Source organism: Sporomusa rhizae (assembly GCF_041428845.1).
In the GTDB taxonomy this organism is placed as follows: domain Bacteria; phylum Bacillota; class Negativicutes; order Sporomusales; family Sporomusaceae; genus Sporomusa; species Sporomusa rhizae.
Genome location: NZ_CP156925.1, coordinates 940,147 through 958,821, shown reverse-complemented (window position 1 = coordinate 958,821; position 18,675 = coordinate 940,147). Strand labels below are relative to the sequence as shown.

Genomic DNA, 18,675 nt, shown 5'->3' with positions numbered 1-18,675 from the left:
TTAAGCCCTCCTATAATTATCTACTTTAACGCCAATCCCAAATTGTTCTTCCCGCACTTTTTCATAGGGGGGTATGTGGATAAACTCGTCTTGGTTCCAGGGACCATTAACCAGTTTATAGAGATAGGCACTGTCACCCTGTGTTGTCTCATGCCTCAATGCAAGCAGCTCTGCAATCTGGCACGATTTTCTGAGACTGTCTTCTTCCTGGCGGCAACCTGTATCAATAAAAAGTACTTTACGATAACCGTCATACATCTGACTAAGAATGCGCAGCGCCTTTTTCTCACCATGTTTTTCGACAATCCGCTGATGTTCGGAAATTATATTTTTCTCACTTATCATCCAGCCGCAGCTCAGATAAATCGTGCCTTTTTCCTCTTGGCTGAACTCTTTATGTTTTTCCTTGGAACCCAAAAGTAATGGGATGCAATCATGAACGCGTGGAACGATGAGCGGGCTATCTGACGCAGTTAGGTCTCTGGCAGCCCCACCGCAAAGACCAAAAGCCAAAATAATCTTGTCATATCCTGGCGACCGGTCAATAATCCGTTGCAGCTCGCAATTTAGTTTCTTGGGGTGCAAATGAAGTCCCATGGAAATAAACTCATAATTAACTGTTTCCTTTGGCTTGATGTCTAGCAATTCTTCTTTCATAACTTCACAAGCAATAATTTTAACTGTCATGAGACCTCCGCAGTATCTTACCGTCCGGCACTTAAAAATGCCTGAACATTAGTTAGAGGAACACTGGGTGGAATATCACAGCCAGGCATAAGAATGTAGTTTGCACCCCGCCCAGCCTGTTTAATACATTGTCTAGCAGCCTGACTTACCTCATCATATGCCAGATCCTTTAAGAGCACAGGGTTTAGGTTGCCAGCTATGGCTACTTTTCCATCCAGCACACGCTGCGCCAAATCCAGATCCACTTTATAATCCAGGGATAACAGATCAACGTTCATATATGGAACAAGCTGCAGACTATTTTTGATGTTTCCGCAAATATGCAATGTAATAAAAGCACCGCGTTGTTTTAGGCGTTCAGCCACCTTTGTAATATAGGGGGCGGCAAACTCCGTAAAATGCGTAAGCGAAATAAGATCACCGGAAGCCGTCGGTTCGGCAATGGATAAGATAATAGCTCCTTTATCAATAGCCGGTGACAAATACGCAACGCAAACCTCAGTCATGATTTCCAGCAGTGCATGTATGGCAGCCGGGTCTTTATATAAACCAGCCATTAGCCTTTCTACGCCGTAAAATTGCCCGGCCAGGGTGAACGGCCCCCAACTGGAAGTTCCCACCAGCACAGTATTGCCAATTTGAGCATCAACAGCTTCAATTATGGAACGAATGGCTCTAATCCATTCGTGATTGTCAATCCGGCTCAAATCAAGCAAATCGGCGGCCGCCACCTTGGTAAACACCGGTTCAAGTACATCAATATTTCCTTGCGGCCGAAATTTTATTTTTCCCCCAAAGAAATGTATCAGCAAATTATGATACCCCGACCCTGGCCACACAATATCTGAATGAATCAACTGGTTTACTTCAACAATTGCAGGAGCGCCCAGTTCCGGCTTTTCCAGCACATCCAGCAGGGTTAAGCCTTTCTGCCGGAAAGACCAAGTTCCGCCGGACAGGAGAGCTGCCGGAATCCGGGACTGGCAGGAAGGTATATTGCTTTTAGCCTGTAACGCATGGATAACCCTGTCCTTGGGCAGCATATGCCATCGATCTCCTTTCACAATCATTACCTGCCGGCAATAATTGTGCCGATTAAATCTTCAATTAGCGTTAGACTACCACGATATCCGGTGTACCCCCTGCCTAAAACCGCCCGGTTGGCTACCGGAAAGCTTACACTGAGATGGCCGGCGCCAAGTTCCTTAGCCAGTTCCCTGTCCAGAGAACTGCCAATAACAAAAGCCGGACTTAAAGGATTGGCGTATTTGCCGGCCTGAGATTGATGCTCGGCCCAATGTGCCTGTACGGCAGCAGCTATTATACTGCCGTCTGTATGAAAAATAAGTTCTGGAGTTAAACCGCTCTCCAGTTTAGCTAAACGGCTGGTTATAGCGTCTTGTTGATCTTCGTCCAAAATATCGGTAATACCCACGACCTCCGGCAACCACCCCAGGTCGTCGGCCAAAAACCGGGTAAGACCGATCGCATAATTGGTATCGGCGACAATAACAGCATATCGCTGCAAATCCATATCATTAAAGCAATCGGCAAGTGGTTCCAGCAAGCTGTAATACCGCTTGTTTTCCTGGGTAATCAAGTTTTCTACCAAGGAATCTTCCAGGTGTAATGCTGCCCCAACCTTTCGCAGAAATTCATCAGTTGCTGAAGGTCCTATGGGCAGTTGGGTTGCTATATAGGGAGTCCCATGAATTTCCTCGGCTAAACGTGCGGCGCCTAACCCAAACACTTCTGATACAACAATATTCAAGGCCGCACTGCCAGCCTGACGGATTGCAGCCACACTGTCATCGGCGGTAAAAAAGCTGTTTACTGTCAAACCCAGCTTCGCCAAGAGCTTACGCAAAGTGTACAAATTACCGCGCCAAAAGACATCAATAAACGGAGTAATGCCCCAGAGATTGACTGACTTGGTTTTTTTGTCATCAGTTTTTGCGACAAAGTTTTGGAACAAACTTTGCAGCACAAGTTCATACCCCTCATACGAATTTCCACGAAAACCGCCGGTTTCCGCAAAAATAATGGGTACACTTTGTTCCTGCAAAGGTCTCACAACTGACCCGATATCGTCGCCAATGACTTCCGTAACACAACTGGTCAATACAACATAAATATCGCCCTGCATAATCTCCAGTGTGGTCCTGACTTGTTCCTCCAGCCGTTCAACTCCGCCAAAAATAACTTCCCGTTCTTGAACATTGGAACCAGGCATACTTAGTCCGCCACAATAGCCGCCAACCTGCAACCCTGCACCTCCGGCCTGCGTCCAGGTAAAATTTCCGGCGCAGCCTGGAGGGGCATGCAAAATAGGTATGGCTTGGGGTAAGGCGCTCACAGTAGCGATAGCGCCGCCAAGCGCGCAGGTATACCGAGGTCTTTCAATAAAATTGTAGCTGCTCATTCCTCTTCACCACCTGCCGCGCCGATATATTTAAACGGATTTTGCTGATACCAGGACTCCTGGTAAGGCAGTTTGACAAAGCGGCTAAGATTGGCATTAAAACGGGGGTTTTTCAACTGACGGTATAACCGTCTGGCCAATTCATAGGCACCACGGTAACCAACATAATGCAGTCCGGTATTATAGATTACATGAGTGGGAATCCCCAGCTTAGCCGCCGTACTATTACCATTCATATGACCAAGAAAAACATCAGGCTGTATTTTTCTAAGCAGATTGGCTTCTTCAAAAGGCTGGCAGTTAGCAATGTTTAACGGATAGTCCTCTCCGGTCAGCTTTGCCAGCTTCGCGTACTCCACTTCGGCAAATTCGTCATGGTGGAAAGCGCGGATGCCTACCACTTCAAACCCTAATTCTGCCAGAAGTATGGCCGTGGAAAGCGCTCTGAACTCACCGGCGCTGCTAAATGCTTTTTTCCCCTTAAACAAAGGCTTTAGTGGTGCAAGTGCCTCGGCGAGCTCTGCTTCCTCCTGGGCAATAAGCTCCTGGGCTGCTTGCCTCAGTCCAAAAAAGTCAGCCACATCCTGCAGCCATTTACCGGTATTTTTAATACCAATCGGCATATGCCTGATAATGAACGGCACTTGATATTTCTCTTTTAGATGGTTTAGCATATAGTCGTCATGTGTCGGACAAGTACTGATGGATAGGTCGGCCTCAGCCATGCGCTGCATGGCGCTTGGGTCAGTAAAAACCGGGAAAATATTGACCTCAAATCCTAATGCTTTTAATAGCCTTTCTAGTTCAATTTCATCTACCCGTCCCATGGAAGACATGTTCATCAAGTTAACGGTCTTTCCCGGTTTCTTCTTATCAGATTTCTCCGCCACGGCATCAGGCAGCAATGTCCGGCCAATAGCATGGTATACGGCATCATAGGCAGTAGCCCATATCTTGGTCTTAAAGCCTTCACAATGCACTGCCAATAATTTGGCGGCCACTTCAGGCTGGGTTTGCTCAACTACCCCGTTTACGTCATCACCGATTATGCCTGGCACACAACTGGCTACGACAAAGATAACTTCCGGACGATAACGCCGGTCAGCCTCGATAATGGCTTCCGCCAGCTTAGGTTCACCACCACCGATAACCTCTGCTTCTGTTAGGCCGGTGGACAGCCATCTGCCGTCTTTGACTACACCCCAGCGTTGGGTATTGCCGCCGCGTACCGCGGCATTCCCGCCATGGCAGGAAGAACCGCAGCCAAGACCGCCATGCATAAGTACTAAACTATTAGGTATGGTGTTCATTGTCCCCAGCGCCGGTAATAGCAGGCAAATGGAGTTTTGTGTAAAACTGCGTTCCTTATCAGGCATGCAGCAGCGCATTCTCCGGTGCGAAACAGCCCCCAGTGTCGAACCGTGGGCAATGCACGCTTTTAACCTGTCTTCCCGGCGGGGCGGCTCTTTTAGCTCGAAATAACTCATAATTTCACTCTCCTATATGCCTTGGGCAGCGCTGCGAATCTCGCCTGTTTCCAAAGCCACAAGATTATCCGCCCAACCGGCTGCCCAATCCCTAAGATCCTGCACCTCAAGCGGCGAAGGAACCTTGGATTGGGTATGATTGGCGATAGTTTCAGCTAATGACATGTACACCTGGGCTTGTGCCGAATCGGGAAAGGCTTCAATAGTGGTCTTGCCTTGCAATTCACTTTGGGTAACAGTAACTGAGCGCGGCACATAACCAACTACCTGCGTACTGGTCTTTTCCACAAAATCATCAATAATGACTTTGGCATAAGGTGCATTAATGGAGTTGGCAATTACACCTCCCAGCAGCGCTCCACCTGAATTTGAGTATTTCTTTATACCTTTGAACAAATTATTGGCTGCATAAATGGCCATAAAATCGGCAGAAGAGACAGTGAATACATGCTCAGCGATGCCTTCCCGGATGGGTACGGCAAAACCGCCGCATACCACATCTCCCAAAACATCATAAATAACATAATCCAGTTCTAAATCTTCAAAAACCTTAAGCTGTTTAAGCAATTGCACAGCAGTAATAATGCCGCGCCCGGCACAACCAACCCCGGGTGCAGGCCCGCCTGCCTCAACGCAATATACGCCGCTAAAACCCTGATAGACAATATCACCGGGCTTCACTGTTTTCTTTTCCCGCATGGTATCCAGCACAGTAGGTATATAAGTTCCGCCCCGCAATGTATTGGTAGAATCACTTTTGGGATCGCAGCCCACCTGCATGACCCGATAACCGGCTTTGACCAAAGCGGCGCTGATATTGGAAGTAGTTGTAGACTTACCAATACCACCCTTACCGTAAATAGCAATTTGCCTGATTTTATCTCCAGACATTAAATCCCCTCCCCTGCATAAACTAAATACCTCTCACATTAACCATGTGAAAAGGAAATAAAACGTTTATCATATAACTTTTCGGCAAAATCCATTTTACCGCCGGGTATGCCACACGCATCGGCCCGGCATTGCTGGCAATGTCTAAAGACCGGCAAATAATCCTCAGCAATCATGCGCGCCGCATTGATTTCCATGCAATCCGGCGAACGGTGATTACGGAATTCGTGCTCGGGAATTAGCGGAATGATGTTAATGAAGGCTGCTCCGGCATTGGCCGCTGCCCTGGCAATATCACCGACATGCTTATCGTTTACACCAGGAATAAGTACAGTGTTAACCTTAACTGTCACACCTAAGCTTACCGCTTTCTCGATGCCTGCTAACTGCGCCAGGATAAGCCAGCGGCCCGCCGCTTCACCGGTAATATACTGGCCGTTACACACTATGTGTGAGCAGATTTGGGCCAGTATTTTCACATCTACGGCATTCATAGTCACGGTAATGGCTTTTACACCGGCTTCGACTAGGCTGGCAATCTTCTCTTTCAGCAGCAGACCGTTAGTACTAAGGCATTTAATTAAGTCCGGATAGCGTTCATGAACCAACCGGAAAGTCTCCAAGGCATAATCACCTGCTAAAGTGTCACCAGGCCCGGCAATCCCAACAACGGTTAATTCGGGACATAATTTAACGGCTCTGTCCAGTACCTCGACGGCCGCTACCGGCGTTAATAAAGCCCGGCTGACCCCAGGACGCCACTCGCTTTTGTTAAAGCCCCGTTTGCAAAACCGGCACTGAATATTGCAGACCGGACTGACAGGCAAGTGAATGCGACCGAATTTTCCGTGTGCATCCGCACTAAAGCAAGGGTGCTTCTTAATATCATAATTACCTTGGCATTGGCTCACAGAAATCTCCTCCTCCCTTCAACTGCTTAAACCTAACTTTGTCAACTCGGTTTCGACAAAACACCAGGATCGTTTTGCATACACCAAGGGGATTGACTGCGCTTTGGCATGACTTTTTACAGCTTTGGCAATATTGTGGTTCACATAGTCGGTAAAAACCAAGACAAAAGCAGCACTCTTTGGTATATTCATTTTTTTTACTTCACCAGGGTGCCGACCGGACACATGAGAGATTTCGGTAACACCCATATTGCGCATTTTTCTTTCAATTGCGCCTAAATAATCGGCACCTATAACCAAGGCTGTCATATCTATATCCTCCTTGTTGCAGCTTTTAAATAAAAAGAGACAACCGAAATTCTCCACAAAAGCAGAATTTGGTTGCCTCTGGTCTATTCCAGTCAGCAATTAGTCTTCATCATAAAGAACGGTAGATAAATACCGTTCACCGGTATCAGGTAAAATAACTACTATTGTCTTCCCTTTGTTTTCAGGTCTTAATGCCAGTTGAGTAGCGGCAAATAATGCCGCCCCGCTTGATATACCAAGCAGCAACCCTTCCGCTTTGGCAACGCTTCTTGCTGTTACCACAGCGTCAAGGTTTTCAACGGCGATAATTTCATCGACAATTTCCCTGTTGAAAACATCGGGCACAAAACCAGCCCCAATTCCTTGAATTACATGCGCACCCGGACTGCCGCCGCTGAGTACAGGGGATCTGGCTGGCTCCACTGCAACTACTTTCAGAGATTTATTTCTCTGTTTGAGTACCTCGCCAATTCCGGTTATCGTGCCGCCGGTGCCAACACCGCCAACAACAATATCTACCTTGCCGTCAGTATCACGCCATATCTCCTCTGCGGTAGTCTTGCGGTGAATTTCAGGGTTAGCCGGATTCTTAAACTGTTGCGGGATATAGGAATTCGGTATTTCTTTGGCGAGTTCCTCTGCCCGCCTGATAGCTCCCGCCATACCTTCCGAACCAGGAGTAAGTTCTAGTCCTGCCCCCAAAGCCTTAAGCAATTTGCGGCGTTCGATACTAAAGCTTTCGGACATGGTAAGAATTAACCGGTAACCACGGGCAGCTGCTACAAAAGCCAAGGCAATTCCTGTATTGCCACTAGTTGGTTCAATAATAACAGTATCTTTATTGATAACTCCCCGGTCTTCTGCATCTTTTATCAATGCATACCCCAACCGGTCTTTAACACTTCCCAAGGGGTTAAAGTGTTCTAGTTTGCCAATTAATTTTGCCTCTATACCTTTTAATGACGAATACTGCCTTAATCTCAACAGGGGCGTATTACCTATAAGGTCTGTTAAATTGTCAGCAATTTTTCCCATATCATCATTCCCTTTCAATATAATAATTTTATACACCCAAGTAAAATAAAAAAAGGCAATCAAGGCTGCTACACAGCCACTGATTGCCTCCGGTGTTCCGGTCAGCATATTATGCTTTATGATTAAAAATATGGTAGCATAAGGATAAGCTGGGTGTCAATCCCCAAAGATGAAATTATTAATTTTACTCCCACTTGCAGAAGAGGGAGTCTTAGAGCGGGTTAGTCATCGGATAAATTTAATCTGTCAATAAAATTACTCTTGACATTTTTTTGCTCCTTATCATATAATTGCCACATATCTCAATATTGTAGGCTGATCAGACATACTGAAGGCCAAAAGAAACCGAACGTTTCTTTTGGCCTTCTTTTTATTTGCAAAAGGAGGTACTTCTATATGAGTAAAGACCAAATGACGCCGCTGGAACGGCTACAAGCCTACGGCCAAGGAAATGCGATTGATCGCCTGCCTTGCGTCCCGATTGTAGGTAACACGGCTGCCCGGGTAATCGGTGTCAAGGTGAGCCAACTGCCAACAAACGGCAAACTACTGGCAGAAGCTCAGATTGCCGCTTACCGCCGCTTTGGTTATGACATTATCCGCATATTTACCGACCTTTACGGTCAAGCCGAAGCCATGGGAGCTGTCATTCGCTATCCAGAGGATGAAACTGCCTATCTTGAGCTGCCTGCTATCACTGATGTCAGCCAGATTGACAGCCTAAAACCAGTTGACCCCTACCGGGACGGTAATCTGCCCCACCATCTGGAAGCAATGAAAATTGCCGTGGCTGAGGTAGGTAAAGAAGTTGTCGTTACCGGTGCCCTCACTTGCCCCTTTACCAACGCTTCCTTTCTGATTGGGGCTGAAAACCTAACCCGGCTTGTCGCTAAAAAACCGGAGGCCGTACACCGCTTATGCCAATTATCACTGGAAACTTGTTTAAATTATGCCAAAGCTATCATTGATACCGGCTGCACTCCCAGCCTGACTGATCCCATGTCCTCCTCAACCATCATCAGTCCCAAACAATTTAAAGAGTTTTCCTTCCCCTACTTAAAGCAGCTCATCGACTATATTCATTCCCGCGGCAAAGCAGTGACCCTCCATATCTGCGGCAAAACTGCCAAGGTTTGGGAGCTGATGGCCGAAGCCGGTGCCGACTGTATCAGCATCGATAACGCTGCCAGCCTATCTGAAGCCAAAACGAAGGTTGGGCATAAACTGCGCCTAATGGGGAATGTCAAACCATCCGAAATCATGCTGCAAGGCTCCCCGGCGGATGTTCGCCTGGGTGTGCTCAGCGGTGTTAAAGAAGCCTATGATAATCCCAAGGGATATATTGTGGCCTCCGGCTGCAGTCTGCCTACCGAAACTCCTTTCGCCAACATTGATGCCATGCTGGATGCCGTCCGCGAAATCGGCTACCCCATTACCCAAGAAAAATTAAATCATCTGGAACAGAGGTGGTTAAAATGACAGCTTTTACGGAGAAAGAACGTCTGCTGGCAGTATTAAATAAACAACCGGTCGATCGTCCGCCGGTTATATGTCCTGGCGGGATGATGAATGCCGCCATTGTCAGCGTCATGAAAAACAGCGGATACGTTCTGCCTGCCGCCCATGCCGATGCTGCCCTCATGGCCGCGCTGGCCTATAATGTCCATAAACTTACGGGATTTGAAAACTTTGGTCTCCCCTTTTGCATGACCGTAGAAGCAGAAGTGCTGGGAAGTGAGATTGACTTAGGCACCTTAGAATGTGAACCCAAAATCAGCCGCGAAATATATGCCTCTTGCTCTCAGGTAGAATATCGGGAAATTAATGCTATGCTTACCACCGGCAGAATACCCGTCGTTTGCCAGGCCGCCTCTCTCTTATCCACCAAGTATCCGGATATTCCGGTCATCGGCAGTCTGACCGGACCGGTAAGCACTGCAGCCTCACTGGTGGACCCTATTCCCTTCCTGAAAGATTTGCGCAAAGATCCGGCTGCAGCTCACAAGGTTTTCTCCTATGTAACAGATCTGTTAATTGCTTTTGCACATAAGCTTATCGCTAACGGAGCGGCCGTTATCGCCATCGGTGATCCTACCGCTACCGGGGAAATCCTCGGTCCCAAGCTGTTTGCGGAATACGCCGTAACCTATATTAACAAACTCATCGCCGCCATCCAGCAAAAAGGAGTTCCGGTTATTGTCCATATTTGCGGCAACTTAAACAGTGTCAAACAGCTCATCCCGGCGATAAAAGCCAATGCCATCAGTACCGACGCCCTCGTCAACTTAAAACAGTTAAAGGACGAATTCCCGCAGCTTACTACCATGGGGAATATCAGCACTTACCTGTTAGAATTTGGCCCGGCCGAAAAGGCTGCTTTGCAAACAAGCAACCTGGTGGCCCAAGGTATTGACATTATTGCACCTGCCTGCGGTCTAAGCACTTCCAGCCCTTTGGATAATATCCGGGCTATGACTGCTACAGTAAAGGGTGCTTATCAAAAAGAAAGGATGGAAACGCTGTGACTATGCTCCGCTTTTGGCAGGCCAATCAGCCGGTAGATACTACCCCGGTTTCTTTTGAAGTAATAGATAATATTACCGTGCTTGCTGCCGCCCGGGCAGCCGGTGTTCTGGTTGAATCCCCCTGCAACGGTGCCGGTACTTGCGGCAAATGCAAAGTGCGTATATCCGGCCAATCTCCTGCCTCTATCCGCGTTCTCTCAGGCTGTCACCACAGTCTGACTCCGGAAGAACTAAGTCAAGGCATCTTTCTCGGATGCATGACTGAGATTCAGAGTCAAGCAACCCCATCTGATATAATCGACATTTTTGTCCTTGAACGTCAAGACAAACACGATGTACAGATTATCAGCCAGGGTCATTATCTCGACGTAACACTTGATCCCGTTATAAAAAAACAGTATGTGCCAACTGCGGACGAAACGTTAATACTGTCCGGGCAATCACTACTGGGGGTGGAAACCGGAAACTCTACCCAAATGTCCTATGGCCTGGTTGTTGATATTGGCACAACTACTTTAGTCGCGGCGTTATTTGACCTGACAACCAGCCAGGAACTTAGCACAGCATCGGCGCTTAATCCCCAGAGCTTCCACGCCCAGGACGTATTATCCCGGATAAAGTTTGGAGCAACACCCGAGGGGTTAACCACTCTATATACCGGTCTTATTCAGGCCATTAATACCCTAATCGACGAGCTGACGCAGAATGCCGGCATTACTTATAACACTATTTATGAGATTGTATTTAGTGGCAACACCTGTATGCTGCATCTGGCGCTGGGGACTGATCCTGCTTCTTTGGGTAAATATCCATATGTACCGGTGCTGTGGGGCGATAGCTATCATTCGGCAGCAGCTATCGGACTACATGCTGCCCCTTTTGCCCAAATCTATCTGCCGCCGGTTATGTCAGCCTATGTCGGCGCAGATATTACGGCGGGAATTCTGGCAGCCGACTTAGCAAATCATCAAGGCACCGCTTTATTCGTCGATATTGGTACCAACGGGGAAATGGCACTGGCTGTTAACGGACGCCTGTCTGTAACCTCAACGGCTGCCGGGCCGGCGTTTGAAGGCATGAATATTACCTGCGGCATGAGAGCTGCTCCTGGCGCTATTGAAAAATTCAAAATTGAGCAAAGCGGAACCGTAACGGTAAAGACCATCGCCGACAAACCGGCGAAGGGCATCTGCGGCAGCGGTCTGTTAGACATCGTAGGTGAGCTTGTGCAGACAAAGCTAATCAATAAAACAGGTAAATTTGCCGGACCGGACACCAGCCTACACCCGCTTGCGCGCCGACTAAAAAACGAAAATGGCAAAACAGTGTTTGCCATCCATCAATCCGTTTATCTATCGCAAAAAGATATTCGCCAGGTACAACTCGCCAAAGGTGCCATCCGGGCCGGGATTGAATGCCTTTTGACCGCCGGCAGTCTAAGCACTGTCGACGTAGATCACGTATATATTGCCGGTTCCTTTGGCTTTCACCTTAATGCCGACAGTCTTATAAATATCGGTATGCTGCCGGAAGTGTTCCGGGGAAAAATCAGTTTTCTCGGTAATACCGCCAAAACAGGCGGTCAGACGCTGCTCCTGAATCAAGAAGCCAGACACAAGGTTACCAGCTTGGTCAAACAGGTTGAAGTGCTGGAATTGGCCACCTACAGTGACTTTGACAAAACTTTTGTCAATTGTCTAAATTTTTAAGGAGGTAGTTTCCTATGGGTAATCCTAAAAACCCGGAACGTCTTAGCTGCGCTGACTGCCATCAGCTCAACTGCTACCGCCGCGACAAACAGTTTCCCAGCTTTTGCCTGAGCATTACCTCACGCGGCGATACTGACATAAACACAGAAATTGCCAAGGCCAAAGCCAGCTATACTGAGGAAGGGCCCGATCGCCGAATGGCGCTGGCGGCTGCCGAAATCGAAGGAATTTATTACGGCAAACTCACACGGGCAGAAGAAATTATTGCCTTTGCCAAACGGATTGGTGCCAGGAAAATTGGTATTGCAACATGTATCGGTCTGATGGAAGAAACCCGGATCTTTACCCAAATACTTAAAACAAAAGGCCTGGAGAGCTACAGCGTCATTTGTAAGGTAGGTTCGCTTGATAAAACGGAAATCGGCGTACTCCCCGAACATAAGGTGCAACAGGGCTGCCACGAAGCTTTATGTAATCCCATTCTCCAGGCGCGCCTCTTAAATCAAGCCGGTACCGATCTTAATGTAATCGTTGGTCTGTGTGTCGGCCATGATTCTTTATTTATCAAATACTCCGATGCCCCAGTAACCACCCTGATAACCAAAGACCGGGTATTGGGCCATAATCCGGCAGCCGCACTCTATACCAGCGGTTTTTACTATAAACGGCTCTTACTAGAAGATAAGGAGTGATGTCCATGTTTAAGAAGCGATTGTTTATTCCAGGTCTTGCCATTATCCTAATCCTAAGTTTAGTTTTAGCCGGCTGCAGTCAAGAAAAGCAGCAGGCATCGCCCGCGTCTTCAGCACAATCATCTACTCCGGCTGACAAAATTAAATTCAAAATCGGTTATTTACCAGCCGTTGGCCACGCACTCTATTTTATCGCCAAAGAAAAAGGCTTTTATGAGCAAGAGGGCCTGGATGTCGAAATGTTCCAATTCACTAACTCCGGCGAAGGGCTAAACGCCATTAAAGCCGGGAAACTGGATGCTGGCTCCTTTGGCACGGCAGCACCTCAGGTTTTCATCTCTAAAGGGACGCCTTTTGTCGACATCGGCGGTACGCAAAGCGAGGGCCATGCTATTGTAACTAAGCCGGAAAACGCCGGACAGTATTCCTCCCTACAAGGCTTTGTCGGCAAAAAAGTAGCTACGGTTCGCCTGGCAACCGGCGACGCTGTCTGGCGAGCGGCCATGGCTAAAGCCGGTATAGACTGGAAAAATCAGGTGACTATCCAAGAGCTCGACTCGCCCGCCGCGGTGTTGGAAGCAGTTAAGAAAGGCGCAGCCGACGCCGGACTTGTGTGGGTTCCTTTTTCCGAGATGGCGGAACAACAAGGGTTAAAAATCGTTTCCTGGTCGGCAGAGCATATGGACGGCCATGTCTGCTGCCGGGTAGTAGCGCTTGCCGATGCTCTCAAAAATAACCAGGAAGCCTATATCCGCTTCAGTCGTGCCAACATCCGCGCTTATGACTTCTATCTCAACAACCAGGAAGAAACACTGGAACTTGTCGGTAAGTATGTCAAGCTTGACAAGGAACTACTAAAAAAAGCCACCTACAGCGGCCATATTCACAGTATTCCTGATCCTGATAAAAAACGTTTTATTGCTTTTTGGGAAGCCATGAAAGCAGCCGGTTATATCCAAAGCGATGTCAATATTGCCAAACATGTAAATACTGATATTTATAAAACAGCGCTTGACCAGTTGAAACAACGCGAACCACAAAATACAACTTATCAGAAGCTTGACAAGGATTTTTCCATAAATAATCTGTAAGTAAAGGAGGATGGCTTGTGGCCTTTTTGAATCTGGAAGCAGTATCTCTTATCTATCCGGGCGACGAGCGTCCAGCGGTAACCAATCTATCACTAACGATCCATCAAGGTGAGTTTTTGGCAGTCGTCGGCCCCAGCGGGTGCGGCAAAAGTTCAACCATAGGGCTCTTGGCAGGACTAACCCCGGCCACCAGCGGTCTCATTACGTTAAAGGAGCAACCCATCGTTGCTCCCGGACCTGACAGGGCAGTAGTCTTTCAGGACTACTCCCTGTTCCCCTGGATGACAGCCCTCGATAATATTATTTTCGCTATAAAAGAATCAGGGCGCGCCAAAGGAAAGGCAGCTCGTCAGGAATCTGAACAACTGCTGCGCATGGTCGGGCTCAGCAGTTACAGTCACAAATATCCGGGGGAAATGTCAGGCGGCATGCGTCAGCGGGTCGCGATAGCCCGAGCCTTTGCGATTGATGCTCCCATCTACCTAATGGATGAACCATTTGGAGCCGTTGACGCCAAGAACCGGGTACACCTTCAAGATTTACTTCTCAAGCTGTGGGCAGAAAGCAACAGCAAGAAAACCATCTTTTTAGTTACCCATGATATTGATGAAGCCCTCTATCTTGCCGACCGTATTGCCGTATTCACCCCTGGTCCGGGCAGAGTACTAAAAATTATTGACGTTCCCTTCCCCCGTCCCCGGCGGCGCTTTTTTCTCGTACAAGATCCGCATTACACCAAGCTGCGCAATGAAATTCTTTCCTTATTACAGAAAGAAATCCTGGAAGAATTGAAGCTAGTAGAAGGAGGAGCGGGCATATGAGTCAAGTTACCCGTGACCGGTTTGTCCTGGCCATTGTTATCCTCTTTCTATGGCAACTAAGTACAGCTTGGCTAAAGCTCTTAAATCCGGAGCTTTTCCCAACGCCACTGCAGGTAGTAAGCCTACTGCTGGAAGACCGCCTAGTATTTGCTAAAAGTCTGATCAGTTCCTTTAATCTGCTATTCTGGGGTTGTACCCTGGCTGCACTTTTCGCTATTCCACTCGGCCTTATTATTGGCTGGAACCGGCGTCTGCGGCTCGCCATTGAGCCGGTCACCAATATATTGGGTCCCATCCCGCCGATTGTTTACATTCCCTATGCCATTGCCATATTACCGACTTTTACGCTCTCTTCCATCTTCGTCATATTTATCGGTGCCTTTTGGCCGTTGTTCATAAATACCATAGCAGGCGTCGAAGCTCTGGAAAAAGGTATCGTAGACTCTGCCAGGACAATCGGCGTCAGCAAAAAGTCCATGCTCACCAATATCCTCTTACCGGGAGCCATGCCCCACATCATCAGCGGCGGCTCTATCAGCCTGGTACTGGCTTTTATTCTATTAACTGCCGCCGAAATGATCGGCGCTACCAGCGGTCTGGGCTGGTATGTAAAATACTTTTCTGATTTCGCCGATTACCCACGGGTAGTTACCGGGATTATTGTCATCGGCGCAGTGGTGTTGTCACTGATGTCAATCTATAACAAAATTGCCGGCTATCTGCTGCGCTGGCGGAAATAAACGCAGTTAAACAATTTTTTCTATTAGCCATTTGCCAAATACAGCTTTCGCTATATAAATAGGAAATGACCAGTGGTGATACCAGTGCAAAGCATAGTAAACACCAATCCATTCAGCAAACGGTTCTCCGATAAACGCCAACAAGGTCGCAGTGATTGTTTCAGCAAACAGAAATGACTTCCACTGAGGAAAGTATTGAAATATCAGCATATGTAAAACCGTTAGGAATCCCCAGTCAATCCCTATTGAATCGGGAATTACAGGTAGAAGCTGCACAGGATAAATCCATAACTGTAAGGCGTGACCAATGGCATCCATTGCAGTTACCACGAACATCATATAAATACCATACGCAAGGATTATTCCTGTTTTTGTTTTATCGACAACCCGCCACCAAATAATCCAGGGGATAATTAGGGCCCCAACCAGCATCCACCATTTATCGGTTAAAAACTGATATTGTAACCAATGCGCATATTGAAGCTCATGATACTGTTTCTGCACTTTTAGTATCTCGGCATATTGAGCTAGATTCCCCGTCATAAATCCTCCTTAAAGATTTGTTCAGTATTATCCACCATCAAAAAGTAGATCCAGTAGATGAAAAATTGTCTTTTAAGTTTTAATAATATCCGATACTATTTGTCTAATTACATTATTTCTGTGCAAAAAAAAATCCATTATTAATATGTGCTTTTTAAGCACATATTAATAATGGATGCTTAAGTCATAGGCTAATCCTAGTCCAATTTATGTTGGCTGCGACCACTTTACTGCGACGAAATCGTAATGATTCGGTTAGCCATATCTTCTATATCTGTCTTATCATGTGTAACGAAAATACAGGTTACCGCTTCGACCTTTAAAATCGACCGGATTTCCTGACGCATCTTCTGCTTTAGTTCAAAATCAATATTACTAAATGGCTCATCCATCAAAAGCAAGTCCGGCTTTGGAGCTAAGGCCCTGGCAACTGCTACCCTCTGCTGCTGGCCACCACTTAGTTGATAAGGGTACCTATCCTTGTATTCATGCATGTTAATTAAAGTTAACAATTTGCCAACCGGCTCGTCTCGCTCTTTGTTAGGCTTGCCCGATATACCAAAAGCTATATTTTCATAGACAGTAAAATGCGGAAACAATGCATAGTCTTGACCGATGAAAGAAACGTTAGAATTCGTATGTTTTTCCGTCTAAGTCTGCTTTCCCATGCTCAAGACAGAATATCTCAAAAACTGGATTTTCCGAACTCTTATAGATTGATTTGACCCCCGGGTTATTTTCGAGGATCTTGTTTTTCATCTCTACATCTTGGCTAAAATTCACTTTGCCACTCAGTCTCAGGATGCTAAAGCCTTGCCAGGAAGTAAACTCCATGTTGGGATTTGCCTGCAGCTCCCTATATACATCCTTGTCGTTAGAGGTGCAGAACCAGAGCTTCCCGTTCCCCTCCATCATGAAGGCCCAAGGCCGAACTCGAGGTACCCCATTATCTACTGTTGCAAACGCACCTGTGGGGTTAGCAGTTAAAAATGCAATGATTTGTTCCAATATTTATCCCTCCGTTTCCTAGTTGCTTTTTTAGTTTATATTGAAAACAAGTTATATATTCATATCCTCCAAAATATAACATGCTCGAGCAGCAGAGACACCATGACGCCCATAACGAAACCATTCGCCAGTATGGGACGCAGGTTGATCGGGAAGGAAGCTGCGACTGCTGCAGGCAGGAAAGCTACCATGATTCCAGGATTAGTATCGTTAATCCGATTAAGAGCGCATAATCAAAATAGGGTGTTCCATTGCTATGAAGGCAGTCGTCAGACCGGTAGCTATCTAGGTACACATAATCAATAATAAAATACAACCAATAACGACCCCAGGTATAAAGGATAGGTAGAATAAAACTCTAGGTAAAAAGGCCAAGGCCTGCCCCTTTTTCAATTCCAACTTTCTCTGAAATTTTTACACTTTAGGCTTGACTTTAATTAGCAGGTCTTGTGTTAACAACCAATACCCCCACAGCACTATTTTGTCTGTAGGGGTATTGGTGTTCTTTTTATAGGCATGGTCAGCACGAGCTCTATTCTCGAAAATATCTAGGGCCATGAATTGTATGCCCGTAAACCCCGAAGATCCGATATGCTACGTAGGGCAATCGGATCTTCAGGATAGACCTTCCAGCTTCGGTTTTGGAGGATAACACTCAATAAATTGACTTGGCTGTCAAGCATCTAGGTTATCAAAAAGCTACTTTTGCGTGAAACAAAGTGGTGGCGCACCCAGTTTCCGATGGTTAGCTACACATTCACAGCAATATCCATGTCTGGGACACTCTTTTTTAGGGCAGGTGCAATCTCTTTCATTAATCTTTAAGTTGGGGCATTGGCTTTTTTCTACTCTATCACTCATTTTTATTTTCTCCTTTATGAAAAATATGATTATATTATAAGAAAGAAAAAAAATAACACAATGATATAAATCACAGGCTAATAACAAAAAGCACAATTTTAAATTACAAACTTTAAATGAGTAAAATTACTAACAAATATTTACAGATAGAAAGATAGTTAGTTCCAATAAGAACAATTTAAACACTCCTCTCTAAACGTAAAGATACCCCTAGCATGAATCTTCAAATCCAGTAAAGTAGGTTTATATTGAAAACAAGTTATATATTCATATCCTTTTGGATTCTGAACTTAGCTCCATGTACCAAAACCTCTTGCGGTCTCTAAATTACCTTTTTAAATTTACATATCACATTTACATTGACGTATGAATACTATACTAATATAAAACCCATATCTTCAAAAAAAGGAGCGAATGACCTTGAGTAATCACGATGAGAAAGTCGGCATCATTCTGGGATTGGCTACTGTTCTGGTAAATGTGGGTAGCGCTTCACCATTAGCTTTAACGGGAACTGTTGAAAGAATTACAGCGCTTGAACTCTGTGAGCGTAAACAGGACGAAACAATAGTTTGTATCCCTGGAACGGTTCATGTAGAAGCAGAGGTTGATGAGAAAAAACAATTCCTTATTATGGACGTTACGTCTGCAATACTTCCGCTAGGCTTCCCATTGACTATTGCACAACTTACAGCAAAGGATGTAGCCATCAACCTTGACTTTGTTATAATGATTCTCCCCGTAGATGTTGTGTAATCTAAAATCTCTACCACAAGAACAATAGACTTCTTGAGTCTATTGTTCTTACATAAAACGGGATAGGGCAGAGCCGCCGCCACCTAAACCGGAAGCATTCGGTCCATTACTCCTGGCAAAAGGATGCGCCCGCTAAACACGGCTCACGCCGAGCCTATGGCAATAGCGAAAGCCGTGTTTTACTTAT

At 46.4% G+C, this 18,675-nt stretch carries 20 protein-coding genes; 8 read left to right on the top strand and 12 right to left on the bottom strand.

Annotated features, from left to right (window positions below; all coding sequences use genetic code 11):
* The 8 genes from SRRS_RS04405 to cysK form a co-directional block, all read right to left on the bottom strand.
* Complete coding sequence (locus SRRS_RS04405) at positions 1-687, bottom strand: DUF1638 domain-containing protein (protein WP_371366586.1); 687 nt, start codon at positions 685-687, stop codon at positions 1-3.
* A gap of 17 nt (positions 688-704) precedes the next feature.
* Positions 705-1,751, bottom strand: coding sequence for a uroporphyrinogen decarboxylase family protein (locus SRRS_RS04400; RefSeq protein WP_371366584.1), 1,047 nt, complete (start codon positions 1,749-1,751; stop codon positions 705-707).
* Positions 1,752-1,756: 5 nt separating this feature from the next.
* Positions 1,757-3,109 carry a nitrogenase component 1 gene (locus tag SRRS_RS04395; protein WP_371366582.1) on the bottom strand — a complete coding sequence of 451 codons (1,353 nt, stop codon included), beginning with the start codon at positions 3,107-3,109 and terminating at the stop codon, positions 1,757-1,759.
* Complete coding sequence (locus SRRS_RS04390) at positions 3,106-4,596, bottom strand: nitrogenase component 1 (protein WP_371366580.1); 1,491 nt, start codon at positions 4,594-4,596, stop codon at positions 3,106-3,108. Before SRRS_RS04390 ends, SRRS_RS04395 begins: the two co-directional genes overlap by 4 nt.
* A 12-nt stretch (positions 4,597-4,608) precedes the next feature.
* Entirely contained in the window at positions 4,609-5,487 is an 879-nt protein-coding gene (gene nifH / locus SRRS_RS04385) for a nitrogenase iron protein (protein ID WP_371366578.1), read from the bottom strand.
* 38 nt (positions 5,488-5,525) lie between these two features.
* Positions 5,526-6,398 (bottom strand): radical SAM protein, encoded by an 873-nt coding sequence (locus tag SRRS_RS04380; protein WP_371366577.1) that lies wholly within the window; start codon positions 6,396-6,398, stop codon positions 5,526-5,528.
* Between the two features lie 18 nt (positions 6,399-6,416).
* The gene (locus SRRS_RS04375) at positions 6,417-6,707 is read right to left on the bottom strand and encodes a DUF2325 domain-containing protein (RefSeq protein WP_371366575.1); all 291 of its coding nucleotides are present in this window, start codon (positions 6,705-6,707) and stop codon (positions 6,417-6,419) included.
* 99 nt (positions 6,708-6,806) lie between these two features.
* The gene (gene cysK, locus SRRS_RS04370) at positions 6,807-7,742 is read right to left on the bottom strand and encodes a cysteine synthase A (RefSeq protein ID WP_371366573.1); all 936 of its coding nucleotides are present in this window, start codon (positions 7,740-7,742) and stop codon (positions 6,807-6,809) included.
* A gap of 396 nt (positions 7,743-8,138) precedes the next feature.
* Here cysK and SRRS_RS04365 point away from each other — a divergent pair, with 396 nt between their 5' ends.
* From SRRS_RS04365 to SRRS_RS04335, 7 genes are read left to right on the top strand one after another with little or no spacing between them, the layout of a single operon-like run.
* Positions 8,139-9,221 (top strand): uroporphyrinogen decarboxylase family protein, encoded by a 1,083-nt coding sequence (locus tag SRRS_RS04365; protein ID WP_371366571.1) that lies wholly within the window; start codon positions 8,139-8,141, stop codon positions 9,219-9,221.
* Entirely contained in the window at positions 9,218-10,267 is a 1,050-nt protein-coding gene (locus tag SRRS_RS04360) for a uroporphyrinogen decarboxylase family protein (RefSeq protein ID WP_371366570.1), read from the top strand. The genes SRRS_RS04365 and SRRS_RS04360 overlap by 4 nt, the downstream gene beginning before the upstream one ends.
* 2 nt (positions 10,268-10,269) lie before the next feature.
* Positions 10,270-11,976 carry an ASKHA domain-containing protein gene (locus tag SRRS_RS04355; protein WP_371369707.1) on the top strand — a complete coding sequence of 569 codons (1,707 nt, stop codon included), beginning with the start codon at positions 10,270-10,272 and terminating at the stop codon, positions 11,974-11,976.
* Between the two features lie 14 nt (positions 11,977-11,990).
* The gene (locus SRRS_RS04350; RefSeq protein ID WP_371366568.1) at positions 11,991-12,668 is read left to right on the top strand and encodes a DUF1847 domain-containing protein; all 678 of its coding nucleotides are present in this window, start codon (positions 11,991-11,993) and stop codon (positions 12,666-12,668) included.
* 5 nt (positions 12,669-12,673) lie between these two features.
* Positions 12,674-13,759 (top strand): ABC transporter substrate-binding protein, encoded by a 1,086-nt coding sequence (locus SRRS_RS04345; protein ID WP_371366566.1) that lies wholly within the window; start codon positions 12,674-12,676, stop codon positions 13,757-13,759.
* A 17-nt stretch (positions 13,760-13,776) separates the two neighbouring features.
* A complete protein-coding gene (locus tag SRRS_RS04340) occupies positions 13,777-14,580 on the top strand; it encodes an ABC transporter ATP-binding protein (protein WP_371366564.1) in 804 nt (267 codons plus the stop codon).
* On the top strand, positions 14,577-15,320 hold the full coding sequence (locus tag SRRS_RS04335; protein WP_371366562.1) for an ABC transporter permease: 744 nt from the start codon (positions 14,577-14,579) through the stop codon (positions 15,318-15,320). Before SRRS_RS04340 ends, SRRS_RS04335 begins: the two co-directional genes overlap by 4 nt.
* Before the next feature lie 6 nt (positions 15,321-15,326).
* Here the strand turns inward: SRRS_RS04335 and SRRS_RS04330 are convergent, their stop codons facing one another.
* The 4 genes from SRRS_RS04330 to SRRS_RS04315 all read right to left on the bottom strand — a co-directional run bounded on the left by SRRS_RS04330 (position 15,327) and on the right by SRRS_RS04315 (position 17,732).
* Positions 15,327-15,863: a CBO0543 family protein gene (locus SRRS_RS04330; RefSeq protein WP_371366560.1), complete on the bottom strand. Its 537-nt coding sequence runs from the start codon at positions 15,861-15,863 to the stop codon at positions 15,327-15,329.
* Positions 15,864-16,090: 227 nt separating this feature from the next.
* Positions 16,091-16,462, bottom strand: a complete 372-nt coding sequence (locus tag SRRS_RS04325) for an ATP-binding cassette domain-containing protein (protein ID WP_371366558.1) — start codon at positions 16,460-16,462, stop codon at positions 16,091-16,093.
* A 28-nt stretch (positions 16,463-16,490) separates the two neighbouring features.
* Entirely contained in the window at positions 16,491-16,871 is a 381-nt protein-coding gene (locus tag SRRS_RS04320; protein WP_371366556.1) for a pyridoxamine 5'-phosphate oxidase family protein, read from the bottom strand.
* A gap of 699 nt (positions 16,872-17,570) precedes the next feature.
* Positions 17,571-17,732 (bottom strand): hypothetical protein, encoded by a 162-nt coding sequence (locus tag SRRS_RS04315; RefSeq protein ID WP_371366554.1) that lies wholly within the window; start codon positions 17,730-17,732, stop codon positions 17,571-17,573.
* A 420-nt stretch (positions 17,733-18,152) separates the two neighbouring features.
* Between SRRS_RS04315 and SRRS_RS04310 the strand changes: the two genes are divergently transcribed.
* Positions 18,153-18,488 (top strand): hypothetical protein, encoded by a 336-nt coding sequence (locus SRRS_RS04310; RefSeq protein WP_371366552.1) that lies wholly within the window; start codon positions 18,153-18,155, stop codon positions 18,486-18,488.
* Positions 18,489-18,675: the final 187 nt, after the last annotated feature.